Origin of the sequence: Vibrio echinoideorum (assembly GCF_024347455.1) — a bacterium.
Classification (GTDB): domain Bacteria; phylum Pseudomonadota; class Gammaproteobacteria; order Enterobacterales; family Vibrionaceae; genus Vibrio; species Vibrio echinoideorum.
The window spans coordinates 1890540-1902735 of the sequence record NZ_AP025483.1 but is presented as its reverse complement, the minus strand read 5'-3'; the positions used below and the strand labels follow the sequence as shown (position 1 = coordinate 1902735).

Genomic DNA, 12196 nt, shown 5'->3' with positions numbered 1-12196 from the left:
GATTCGACTAACCTTTTGACACAAATAAATTATATTTTTTATGGTTTGTTGATTTGAAGAACAATAGCGTGATGATAATTGTATTTCAACAAGTTTTATAAGGAGTAATAAAACTGGGTAAATTAATTCTTAGATTGGTTCCAAAGCTTATATAAAGTTTAGATAAGTTAAAATATTGACCGATGTCTTACTTTTTTAAGTTTATAAATTTTATTTAATATTGTCTTGTGAGGCCGGTTTTATATGTAACTCATTGTTAATTATAGTTTTGTTTTTAATTCCTTTGTTTTTATTGTGTTTATTTTGATCATTTTTCGTCCGGCCTATTGATTAAGTCGATAGGGGTTATTTTCCATAGATTGGTAGCGCTAATTATAATGGCGACGAATTTTCAACAGCCCTTATAGGAACACATAATGATTACTAAGCTATACGTCAAAACAAGCATGTTTTTATCACAATTCAAGAACGATGAGCGCGGTGTAACTGCTATTGAATATGGTCTTATTGCAGTAGCAATGGCTGTATTAGTAACTACTGCAGTAGGCGCTGATGGTTTCATTGGTAAGTTAGAAGGTGCTTTTGAAGATGTAGCTGCCGCTATTGACACTGCAAGCAGCTAACATCAAGCCTTATTGGCTAATGTAGATCATATCGAAAGATATTTGTGCCAGACCTATGTTTTCCATTGGTCTGGCTCAGTTAATTAGGAACATCAATTAAGACATACTTTACGCTAATCCATATAAATCTAGGTGATATTTCTAATTTTGAGTTTTGACGTGTATTTACTGATTTTGGTAATCGTGTGTGTCTATGTATCGGCTACCGATTTTCTCTATCGAAAGATACAAAATCACACCTTGTTGATATTGCTCTTTTTACAATGTTTTTTGTCACCGTTAGACATTCAAATTATGAGCTTTCTGCTGGTGTTAGGGGGAGGGTTGATTGTTTACGCCCTGATTTGGATTGGAGCTGGCGATATTAAATATGCCGCGGTTCTATCACTTACCATACCTCTCAATGATTTACTTTGGGCGTTTGTTATGACGGCTTTTGCCGGTGGATTTTTAGCCGTTATTTATCTCGTATACAACAAGCTGATAAGTAAAAGGCTAGTAAGAAAAACGTCGAACGGCCAACAAGGTATTCCATATGGGATAGCGATTAGCGTTGGATTCTACTTGGTAATTTTAACTCAAAACACGCCACATATATAAACCTCCAAGAATGAGAACATTATGAGATCTCGACTGGTATTACTTGTTGCCATTACTGCCCTAATAGTTGGCGCGCTAGGCGTTGTCGATTTGTTCAAGAGTGAACCTCAATCGACAACGACCACTGAAGTGGTGGAAGAAAAAAACGAAGAACATGTTGCCGTTTGGATGACCACGGAACCTTATGAAAAAGGACGTGCGATCGATGCGCAAGGCGTCGTTAAACAACAACTCCCTCTGAGCCAAGCATTGACGCTTGGTGTTAGAGAAGACGCTCAAATCAGCTTTGCACCCTCCACTTTACTCAATCGAAGCCTCAACGCCGGCGAGGTTGTATTGCCTGAATATCAAGTGACGCCCGGTCAGCCCGGATACATAGATCTTTTGGTCACGGAAGGCATGACGTTGTACCCACTTAAAGTCAGTGACAAAAACCTAATCAACGATTACATCCGTCCTGGAACGTCCATCGATATCTTAACTGTAAGTTCTCCAAACGATAACTTAGCTGGAAATATCGATAAACCGAAGCGCTTTAGAGGGGTGAAGGCGTCGATGTTTCTTAAAAACGTCAAAGTACTCAACATTGGAAATGATGCAACTGGCGATAGTTCTATTACCGCTCGCGCTCCGAGTAAAGAGGATGGACTGACTACGGTGGTCATCGAAGTTAGCCCCGACGAGTTACCAAAACTTGCATTAGCGCAACGAACAATGCACATCGAAATTTACCGAAGCCAAACCTACACGCAACCCGAGTTCGCGGAGGTGCGCAATATTATCGATAACTATACAGGGATTGCTGAGTTACGTGGTAACGAAAACAACCCGAGAGAGGCTTTGTGATGATGATTCACCATCGAATCAAACAAGTACTGTTTGCTTCCATTCTAGCGCCGCTGATTGGCTTACTTTCTATAACAAACGCTTTTGCCGCCGATCGCTCCATCACGCTCAACGATGGTCAGCACATCCAGTTAAAAAGTCCGATTGGCCAAGTGTTTATTAATAACCCTGACATCGTCGACTACAAAATAATCAACGACAACACGATAGTTGTGTTCGCCAATGCTATTGGGCAATCACGACTGATCGTCTATGGCATTGATGGTGATGTTCTGCTTTCAGACCGCATTATTGTTGATTTGGATTTAACGGATATTAGACGACAACTCAAATTTCATTTCCCTAATGCCAAAGTCAAGATTCAGTCTGTGGGAGAGCAAGTCGCCGTGAGTGGTCTTGTTGATTCCGAAGCGACTCGTGACGATATCTATCGTTTGGTTGCCACTCTGCTTGGACGAGAAAAAACAGAGAAATGGGACAAAACGGTGAAGCTGGAGTTTAAGTCCGACAGCTCAAATTATGAAGAGCCCGAAAGCATGGTGTTTGCCCGCAATATGACGTGGGAAGGGATCATCGAACGCATTGAAGTTGCAACGACCCAGCAAGTGAACGTCAAAATATCAGTGGCCCAGGTAACGGAGTCGTTTGGACAAACCGTTGGTGTTGATTGGAGTTCAGTCGGTTCAAGCGTCGGCGAATTTGTTTTCGACCAATTCGATGCAGCAAACCTGAGTACGTTAATCACGGCATTAGGTAACGACCAGATTGCTGAAGTTCTGGCTGAACCTAACTTAACCGTGTTGTCCGGTGAGTCTGCAAGTTTCCTTGTGGGCGGCGAAGTGCCAGTTATCGTTACTACCAGTAACAATGTGAACATTTCCTTCAAAGAGTTCGGCATCAAGCTCGATCTCACCGCGAAAGTGCTTAGCCAAGACAGAATCCGCATGCAATTAGCGCCAGAAGTAAGCGAAGTTGAAGGTTATATAGAAACGGCAGGTATCAAAGTTCCGCAACTGGCTTCACGACGTGCGATGACCACCGTAGAGTTAGCTGATGGTGACAGCTTCGTCCTTGGTGGCTTGATGAGCAGTGCTGATTTGGAAAAAATGCAAAAAATCCCTTTTGTTGGCGATATTCCCGTTCTAGGTGCCGCCTTCCGCAAGGCAACCACAGAAAGAAAACGAACTGAACTGATCATCGTTGCGACCGTGAATCTTGTTGAACCGATGAAACCGAAAGACATTCAACTGCCTTACATCAAGAAGACTTCTACATTGGCGCGCTGGCTAAACATTAAGTGGGATGGCAAGTCGGTAACGTCTTCCGATGCAACGATTCGTCTGTTGTCGCAAGGAGGGTTTATCCAATGAAGAAATTACTATTAATGGCGTTATTTACCACGTCACTTTTAGGCTGCGCCTCTGAGCAATATTTTGTTGGTCATGGTGCTGAAGCCTTGGTGTACAAAGAGCATCACAGCTTTGAGTTTGCGATGAAAAACCGCGCTGAAACCACCAAGCAGATCAACGCTTTGATTCAAGATATTGAGTCAATGGATAAAGAAGCTACCTATGTTGTGGATTACAAATCAACCCGCAGCAAAGCGATGTTGCAAAAGATCTTCGATCAATATCCGTCACATGTCATCGCGCCACAAAGAGTCTCGTATCGAAGCGCTCCGTTGTTACCGAGCGACTTAAAGATTCAGGTGACCTTAACGCGTTTGAATACTCAAGAATGCGCACCAGCACAGATTCACGTTCGGTTGAGGCAGCCAGACTGCTTTGCTGAATCGATGCGCTTGAAGCAAGTGGCTTACAAGTCTCGATTGGTAGGAGAGCAATAATGTTTGACCTGACTAAAGCATTAACAACAAAGGCCAAGCCAGTTCAGACCGGAACGACAGGGGTTGCCGGATGTACTTTGTTCTATCAATCTCAAGAGTGTCTAGACCTCGTTCAAGAAGTCTTTCGATTTGAAGGGTGGAATGATCCTGCATGCGTTAAAGCCAAAGCTGGATTGACCAAGCTGACAGAACAACAAAGTAGCCACATTGTGATTCTAGAGCTTAATGAATCGACCAATGTGGTTGAAGACGCTAAAGCCTTTGCCAGCAAACTACCCACACACAAAGGCGTGGTGGTGATTGGTAAAGAGGATGCCATTTCTACGCTTCGTTCTCTTAAAGACATGGGTTTTTACTACGTGTTCTGGCCGGTGAATAAGCAGGAATTTGCTGACTTCTTAAATCACGTTAGCAAGAACCTGAAGACGTTCTCTGGTGTGAGCCAAAAACGCAAAGCGAAGCGCGTGGCGATTGTTGGTTCAAAAGGTGGCGTTGGCGCATCGTTTATCACTACTGAGTTGAGCTCAATATTATCGACGCAAGGCTCGGACACGATTCTTGTCGATCATCAATATGCCGATACCAACATTGATGTCTTGCTTGGCTTAAAGGATTTTAAGCCGAGAACCATCGATGAGTTCACCGCACCATTGCACGAAATGGATGAAGAAGGGGCGTTGAGTTACCTAATCAACGCTCGTAAAAATTTACGACTGTTGGCGATTGATGGCGACATGAGCCAAAGCGATGTTCTTAACTACAACCAAACCTTGTGCGAGCTGCTAGCGCGCAACACCAATTTCATTATCGAAGACTTTTCTGGTGGTGTGGACTTCAAAGTTGAACCTCAACTCTTGGTAGAAAACTTTGATGTGGTTGTGTTGGTGTTAGACGCATCTGTGTCTTCAGTAAGAAGTGCAAAACGACTGTATGAAAAAGTCTCCAACTTACAGCTTTCGTTATCGTCGCGTACTCGTGTGATTACGGTAGTGAACTACCATCGTCCGGAAAACGCTTACGTCTTACAAAAGCCTGATCTTATTAAGTATCTAGGCGCAGAAGTTGATCTCGAAGTCGACTACTGCAAAGCGCTGGCGCACATCATTATCGATGGAAAACGCGGGCATAAGCATGACCGTCACATTAGTCGTTCTATGGAACAGTTGGTGAAGCTGATTAATGGTCAACCTATGGATCAGAAGGGTATGAACTCTTGGTTGAAAAAGGTGCGTGCTAAATGAGTTCTAACAAAGACTTATACCTCGCGTTTCGTGGCCAGATATTTGAAGCCCTAGATGCAGAAGCGGTTCAGAAAATGAGCCGCAGAGACCTTGAATCTCAGATACAAGCAGCGGTTGATTTGCTAGCAAATAGCTACCAAAGACCGATCACCTCTATGATGAAGTCAGGCTTGGTGAAAAGCCTAATCGACGAGCTATTTGGCTTAGGGCCTTTACAGCCTTTGGTCGAAGATCAGTCTATTTCTGACATCATGGTGAACGGGCCCAACAACATCTTTTTTGAACGACACGGCAAGGTGAAAAAGTCTGAAGTCTCGTTTGTGAATGAAGAGCAGTTGTTAGCCATTGCTAAGCGCATTGCGTCACGTGTCGGAAGACGTGTGGATGAACTTTCGCCGACGGTCGACGCCAGGCTAGAAGACGGCAGCCGTGTGAACATCGTGATTCCTCCCATTTCGTTGGATGGTACTTCGATCTCGATTCGTAAGTTCAGAGAGCAGAACATCGGTTTTGAAGATTTGATTGGCTTTGGGTCGATGTCTCCAGACATGGCGCGAGTGCTGATGATCGCTTCTCGTTGCCGTATCAATGTGTTGATTTCTGGTGGTACCGGTTCAGGCAAAACCACTTTACTTAACGCGCTATCTCAATACATTGCTGAAGATGAACGTATTGTCACCATTGAAGATGCGGCTGAACTGCGTCTGCAACAACCCAACTTGGTTCGACTCGAAACGCGAACCTCAAGTGTTGAGCAAACCGGAGCGGTAACGCAGCGTGAATTGGTTATTAACGCGCTTCGTATGCGTCCAGACCGCATTATTCTTGGTGAGTGTCGTGGCTCTGAAGCGTTCGAAATGCTGCAAGCCATGAACACCGGACACGATGGGTCGATGTCTACGTTGCACGCCAACACGCCGCGCGATGCGATTGCCCGTGTTGAATCGATGGTCATGATGGCGAACTTAAATCAGCCTCTTGATGCGATTAGAAGAACGATCGTGAGTGCCGTTCAAATGATTGTTCAGGTCAACAGGTTGCGCGATGGGTCTCGCAAGATCACAAGCATCTCGGAAATCGTCGGCCTAGAAGGCGACAGCGTCGTGATGGAAGAGATTTATCGTTTTCGTTATGACGACGCCCACTACGGAGAAACCGTAAAAGGCGAATTCGTCACCGATGGCATTATGCAACGATCTGAGCTTGTGAAAAAAGCGCAATTCTTCGGGCTCTATGAAGAGCTGAAAGCATCGTTTAAGGGGGCTTAGCATGCTTTGGCTTTCGTTAATCCTCTTTGCGTTTGTGCTGCTTTTGATCCGAGATTCAAAGGTAAAAAAGGTTAATCAGTTTTTCAATATTGAAGAAGTAGAAGCTGAAAACTTCAATGCTATTAACGTCAAGTCTTTGGTTCGTAAGCAAAACTGGCAAAAGTTCAAAGAGTCCGTATCACCCACGTTAATGGTGTTAGGCCCGCGTTCTTCTCTTTACATTGCGCTCTATATTACGGGCAGCATCATCGCATCTTGGTACATCGTTGTTGAGTTGCTATCAATCACCAATATATGGCTTGTTCTGGGTTCATCTATGGTGTTTACCCTTTGCGGTTATCGAGTCCTGGTTACAAGAAGACGTACAGAATTTGAGAATACGTTCCCTGATGCGTTGAATATTCTAATGAGTGCGGTAACTGCTGGTGACAGCTTAATGCAAGCTATCAGCTATGTAGGCGATGTAATGCACAACCCGATCGGCCGCGAATTTAAGCTAATGGGCGACCGACTGAAGTTGGGTGAGTCACCTGAAGTGGTGCTTAAACGTTCGTGCAAAAACTATCCTTATCCGGAGTTTCTGTTTTTTACCGTGACGATCAGAGCGAATATCGCGCGAGGCGGCCAACTCAAAGGTGTGTTAGCGCGGTTGATTAGAGTGCTAGTTGACTCTCGAACATTAGAGAAAAAGAAAATGGCGATGACTTCGGAAGCTCGAATTTCCGCCAAAATAGTTGCGGCTATTCCTCTGATTTTTATGCTTATTCTCAACTACGTTAATCCCGATAATGTGGAGTTTGTTCTCTACGATCCAGAAGGAAGGCTTGTATTGTTTTACGTGCTTGGTAGTGAACTGTTCGGTCTATTTCTTGTTTGGTTGTTAGTGAGAGGAGTTCGAGCATGATGTTATTGGCTTCCCTTATTGTGTTGTTTTTTTCGCTACTCTTTTTGATTATCGATTCTATTCGTAAAGAGCAGCGACATAAGAAGGTTGCGCTCTATATCGGGGATAATTCGGCTCGCGCACCTTCACGCGTAAATCGCTTTTTTGTTCGTTTTGGTAAAGAACATCGACAAGAACTCGAGCAAAAAATGATTGAGGCGGGTTATTACAACACGGATTGGGCAAAATTCTATTTTCCGGCCAAGTTGTTGGTATTAGCGTTGGTTTCAGGCTTGGTGTTGTTAGGGGATATGACATCCACCAACAAACTGATCGTGGTTATTTTCTCGTTGATTGGCGTCATTGTCGTCCCAGATACAATGCTTCAAATGCGCCGCAAGATGTTGATCAGTCGAACGTCAGCTCAACTGCCGTACTTGCTCGACATGATGTCTGTATGTGTCCAAACCGGTATGACGATTGAAGCGGCGTTGGTTTATTTGGGGAAAGAGCTGGCTGAATTTGACTCAGACCTTTGCTACCAAATTAAGCGCACATCCGATTCTGCGAAAATACACGGTTTAGAAAAGGCGCTCAATGATCTGAGTGAGCGTATCCCAACGCCTCCAGTAAGAAGCTTTGTACTGACCATCATCCAAAACCTACAATACGGCACATCCGTGGCTCAGGTGTTAAGTGATCTCGCAGAGGACATGCGAAAAGTCCAAATTCTTACAGTCGAGGAAAAGGTAGGTAAGCTCTCCGCCAAGATGAGTGTCCCGTTGATCCTTTTCATCATGTTCCCGATCGTCATCTTGATTCTCGCACCGAGCATCATGCAAATGACATTGAATATATAGGGAGACGTCGAGTGATTGGAAAACGTTTTTGTCTCATTTTGTTGTCGAGTGTGTTGGCGGGCTGTCAATCGGCCCCTTCAGCACAAGACTTGCAGCTTGCCGACGTCACTAGTATGGAAAAAGTGAAGAACTATGACGGCTTGATTAGTTATTACAAATCCGAGCTAGAGCAGGGCTCCGAAGACCCAGAGGTAAAAGAGAAACTGGCATGGGCATATTTTCATAAAGGGGATATCGAGTCGGCAGACTTCTATGTTCAACATTTGCAAAAAGAGGGGTTTGAAAATCCCAACTTGTACCAATTAGAAGGGCAAGTATTTGATGCAAGAAATGACGTTGAAAGTGCCATTGCTGCTTATATGGCGTCAGTAGATGCGGGGAACACCACCGGTCAAATTCACGTCTTGCTCGGCGTGTCATACACCAAAATTGGAAGATTCAACGAAGCGTATCAAGAACTGAATCGAGCTCGTTTACGCGGTTATGACGATGTCGTTGTTAAGAACAACATTGCGATGATTCAAATGGCGAATGGCGAGTACCAACAGGCGATCGAAACGCTAGCCCCGGTTTTAAAAGAAGACCCGGCGAATAAGATCGTTAAAGCGAACCTAGCTATCGCACTAATGAAAACCCAGCAAATCGACTCGGCCAAAAAGTTACTCAAAGGCGACTTCTCTGCGGAAGAGATCCAGAGCATCGCCGCTGAATTGACTCAGCTAGGAGTTAACGATGAAGCTTCTTAATAAGCAGAAGGGCGTGACGGCGATTGAGTTTGTGTTGGGTGCGCTTGTTCTGTTTTTCGCCACCTTTGCGATCTTCGAATCGAGTTACCAAATCTACGTCGTGAATATGACTGAGTACTCGCTGAGAGAAACCATCAGGAATACCAAGATATATGAAGGCGAAGGGATCAACGAGCAGTACGAAACTAAGTTCAAATCGTTAATCGAAGATGATGACAATCTTTGGAGTTTCTTAATTGATAGCTCACGTTTCTCTATCGCAGGTCAGTACTTCAAAACCTATGACGATTTCGTCGCGAACAGGGGGCACTCTGATCAAGGCTTGAACTTCAATTATGACTTAGCCGAGATCACGGTGACCTACCGCTATACACCAGTCATTAAACTGGCCGGTGCTGCGGATAGGGATATCTCAAGCACTATGGTTTTGAACTTAGAACACGAGGGGTGGGACAATGATGCGCCGTAAACAACGTGTGTCTTACGCGATTCGCCAGCAAGGTTCATTTACCGTTGAATTGCTGTTCATTCTTGTGGCGTTGTGGGGGGGTTATCTGTTTGGCGCAGACTTGAGTCATCAGCTACTCGTGCGCGCCAAGCTCGATCGATCCAGCTTTGCTTTAGTCAATGTGCTCAAAGAGCGTACTCGTTACTTTGAAGCTGATGTACTGGCAGGACAAAACCTACCCGTCACTAATTCAGAGTTAGAAGACATGGCTAAAGTGGCAAGTCGAATGCTCAATACACCAGTAGACAGTGTGGCAATCAAGATTGAGTCGTTGACCAATAAAACGAATGTCGCTGAATTCTCAACCAGCAAGTACAGGAGCTTAAATTGCCAAACTGATTCGATTCTCGATCATGCAGATTTAGCTCCGGTAGAAAAGGGCGTTGTGTATCCATTGTATCGAATCAGTCTTTGTGAAGAGCAGAGTTCTTGGTTTAAACCCTTCTTCAACAGTGGCACCAGTACCACGGTTCAGATTGGCTCTTCTTCAATAATGCCTGGGAGATAATGAAATGAAAATGCAGCACGAACGCCATATCAATCGCCAGCATCTCAGTCTCCAAAGACAGCAAGGGGTTGCCGCGGTTTGGATAGGCTTATTGCTTGTTCCAATCATGGGCATGACTTTTTGGGCGGTTGAGGGCACACGTTATGTACAAGAGACCAGCCGACTCAGAGATTCAGCAGAGGCTGCGGCGATAGCGGTAACCATTGAAGACCAACCGGATCAGGCTCGTGGGCTCGCGACCAAGTATGTCGAAAATTATGTTCGGGACATCAAATCAACCAACCTCTCAGCAGTCCGACTCCATCAAGCGGAAGATGAGGGGGCTGGGGTTCTGGAATATATCCAATACACAGTGAATGCCAAGACGACGCACGACTCTTGGTTTGCGAGTAGCTTTATCCCTTCGTTTGATCAGCAACAAGACTTAGCGGGACGTTCGTTAGCGAGAAAGTACCCGGTTTACCTTGGTGATAACAACATCGATATTGTGTTTGTGTCGGACTTTTCCGGTTCAATGAACGACAGGTGGGGTTCAAATCGACACATAAAAATCGACGATCTAAAGACAGCCATCGACGCAATATCCAGCAAAATTCTTTGCACATCGATTAAACAGGACTATGTCGATGGCGAGTGGAAATACGTTTGTGATGAGCCCGGAGAAGATACAACCGGAGACAAACTGCTTAATCGAGTTGGTTTTGTGCCTTTTAACGTTCGAACGAGGGAGATTGTCTCGGGAAATCAAGCTCGGGCGACAAGCCAGTTGAGCTACAAAGACAACTATAAAACGAATGTATCACCCTATTCCTACAACGATGTTGACTGGGATTACTGGCGTACCTATTCACAAAATGACGTGATTAGATGTGCTGACCGGCAGTCACGTTGCTCATATCCAAAATCGGAGAATCAAAAGTACGCCAAACGTATCAAGGATGTGATTTATCAAGATAACTACTTGGTTGCAGACGTATACAACTATGTAGATTTATCGACATCAGTGTCGACGATGTTTACTGATAAGTCGGGGTTACAGCCTGATTTTTATAGTGTGAGTGGAACAAATTTATTTAACGCGCATGGTTCTTCCAATTCATCGCAGTTTTCGAACATTCGCCTATCGAACAAGCTCTCAGATTTAGACCCTATTAATTCGATGTGGGCAGACGGTGGCACTGCGGCTTTTCAAGGTATTTTGAGAGGTTCTCAGGTGCTCCATGATGGTGACCCGAACAGTTCCGAACAAGAAGAGCAGCAAGTCTACAACAAGAAAATTAAGATGTTGCTGATCTTAAGCGATGGGCAGGAGAGTCCGAATAACGGCATCCTCAAAGGGTTAGTCGACAGAGGCATGTGTGACAAAGCAAGGAATGAAATACCGGGCTTATACATAGGTGTTATTGGTATCGATTTTCGAGCATCTCAACAAAGTGGTTTTCAAGACTGCGTTGTCGACCCAAATGAAGACATCATCGACGTATCTAACCTAGATGAATTGATTGAAAAGATAGAAGAACTCATCCGTAAAGGCTCAAAAACAAGCGGAATAACTAAGTTGTACTAGAGGAAAATATGAAAAAGTTAATGATCGGTTCAATCGTCATATCGACATTGCAATTTAGCCTTATCGCCAATGCGGAAGAAGGCATCAGTGTTTATTGCGATACTGCGTTCAGTGAGTATCAACACAGTGTCACGGTTGATGATGTCGTTGGCATTGCACAGCACAGACAGGGCTTTTTACAAATTGAACAGCCGTCTGACAGCAGTGAGCTAAAACAAGCGTTAGCAGGTCAATCCAATCTAGGTATGAACCAGTCAGGATGTAAGACTTGGATCAGGAACCAAGAGCGTCACGGGTTGTTGGCACGACTTCATTTTGGTTTTGACCAACACAACTTATCGCCGATGGGCAGCAAAGCACTGAGCCAACTTGCAGGCGAGCTCAAGACTAACGGCAGTGCGATTACGGTGGATGGACACACTGACAGCACCGGCGCAGAAGGTTATAACCAAGCATTGGGGCTTCAAAGAGCACTGACGACATCGGATGGTTTAATCACGGATGGTGTAGAGAAGAATCGCCTTGTTATACGCTCATTTGGTGAAAGTAAACCTATTGCGTCCAACGCAACGGCAGAAGGTAGAGCCAAGAATAGACGCTCAGAAATTTGGGCCTCTGCGAACGATGCCGCTGAAGTAGAAAATTAGGATGTAGGGTTTGGTTGTTGCTTGGTTCTGCTTAGTGCTTGGTTGTTGCTTAG

14 protein-coding genes are annotated in these 12196 nt (G+C 44.6%); all 14 read left to right on the top strand.

The features are described from left to right. The first annotated feature begins 416 nt into the window (after positions 1 to 416). The 14 genes from OCV36_RS08585 to OCV36_RS08520 all read left to right on the top strand — a co-directional run bounded on the left by OCV36_RS08585 (position 417) and on the right by OCV36_RS08520 (position 12143). Positions 417 to 623 (top strand): Flp family type IVb pilin, encoded by a 207-nt coding sequence (locus OCV36_RS08585; RefSeq protein WP_135458525.1) that lies wholly within the window; start codon positions 417 to 419, stop codon positions 621 to 623. 159 nt (positions 624 to 782) lie between these two features. Further along, positions 783 to 1223: an A24 family peptidase gene (locus tag OCV36_RS08580; protein WP_004733955.1), complete on the top strand. Its 441-nt coding sequence runs from the start codon at positions 783 to 785 to the stop codon at positions 1221 to 1223. A 21-nt stretch (positions 1224 to 1244) separates the two neighbouring features. Continuing rightward, positions 1245 to 2069, top strand: a complete 825-nt coding sequence (gene cpaB / locus OCV36_RS08575) for a Flp pilus assembly protein CpaB (RefSeq protein WP_004733954.1) — start codon at positions 1245 to 1247, stop codon at positions 2067 to 2069. Continuing rightward, positions 2069 to 3439 (top strand): type II and III secretion system protein family protein, encoded by a 1371-nt coding sequence (locus tag OCV36_RS08570; protein WP_135458541.1) that lies wholly within the window; start codon positions 2069 to 2071, stop codon positions 3437 to 3439. Before cpaB ends, OCV36_RS08570 begins: the two co-directional genes overlap by 1 nt. Then, the gene (locus OCV36_RS08565; protein ID WP_135458523.1) at positions 3436 to 3915 is read left to right on the top strand and encodes a hypothetical protein; all 480 of its coding nucleotides are present in this window, start codon (positions 3436 to 3438) and stop codon (positions 3913 to 3915) included. Before OCV36_RS08570 ends, OCV36_RS08565 begins: the two co-directional genes overlap by 4 nt. Next, positions 3915 to 5156: an AAA family ATPase gene (locus tag OCV36_RS08560; RefSeq protein WP_076645872.1), complete on the top strand. Its 1242-nt coding sequence runs from the start codon at positions 3915 to 3917 to the stop codon at positions 5154 to 5156. Before OCV36_RS08565 ends, OCV36_RS08560 begins: the two co-directional genes overlap by 1 nt. Beyond that, the gene (locus OCV36_RS08555) at positions 5153 to 6424 is read left to right on the top strand and encodes a CpaF family protein (RefSeq protein WP_004733950.1); all 1272 of its coding nucleotides are present in this window, start codon (positions 5153 to 5155) and stop codon (positions 6422 to 6424) included. Before OCV36_RS08560 ends, OCV36_RS08555 begins: the two co-directional genes overlap by 4 nt. 1 nt (position 6425) lies before the next feature. Beyond that, positions 6426 to 7328, top strand: a complete 903-nt coding sequence (locus tag OCV36_RS08550; RefSeq protein ID WP_135458522.1) for a type II secretion system F family protein — start codon at positions 6426 to 6428, stop codon at positions 7326 to 7328. Next, entirely contained in the window at positions 7325 to 8167 is an 843-nt protein-coding gene (locus OCV36_RS08545; protein WP_108091883.1) for a type II secretion system F family protein, read from the top strand. Before OCV36_RS08550 ends, OCV36_RS08545 begins: the two co-directional genes overlap by 4 nt. Positions 8168 to 8178: 11 nt before the next feature. Further along, a complete protein-coding gene (locus tag OCV36_RS08540) occupies positions 8179 to 8913 on the top strand; it encodes a tetratricopeptide repeat protein (RefSeq protein ID WP_135458520.1) in 735 nt (244 codons plus the stop codon). Further along, entirely contained in the window at positions 8900 to 9382 is a 483-nt protein-coding gene (locus OCV36_RS08535) for a TadE/TadG family type IV pilus assembly protein (protein WP_135458518.1), read from the top strand. Before OCV36_RS08540 ends, OCV36_RS08535 begins: the two co-directional genes overlap by 14 nt. Continuing rightward, the gene (gene tadF / locus OCV36_RS08530; protein ID WP_135458539.1) at positions 9372 to 9929 is read left to right on the top strand and encodes a tight adherence pilus pseudopilin TadF; all 558 of its coding nucleotides are present in this window, start codon (positions 9372 to 9374) and stop codon (positions 9927 to 9929) included. Before OCV36_RS08535 ends, tadF begins: the two co-directional genes overlap by 11 nt. Positions 9930 to 9939: 10 nt before the next feature. Beyond that, positions 9940 to 11496, top strand: coding sequence for a TadE/TadG family type IV pilus assembly protein (locus OCV36_RS08525; protein ID WP_135458537.1), 1557 nt, complete (start codon positions 9940 to 9942; stop codon positions 11494 to 11496). Between the two features lie 8 nt (positions 11497 to 11504). Further along, the gene (locus OCV36_RS08520; RefSeq protein WP_135458516.1) at positions 11505 to 12143 is read left to right on the top strand and encodes an OmpA family protein; all 639 of its coding nucleotides are present in this window, start codon (positions 11505 to 11507) and stop codon (positions 12141 to 12143) included. Positions 12144 to 12196 lie beyond the last annotated feature (53 nt).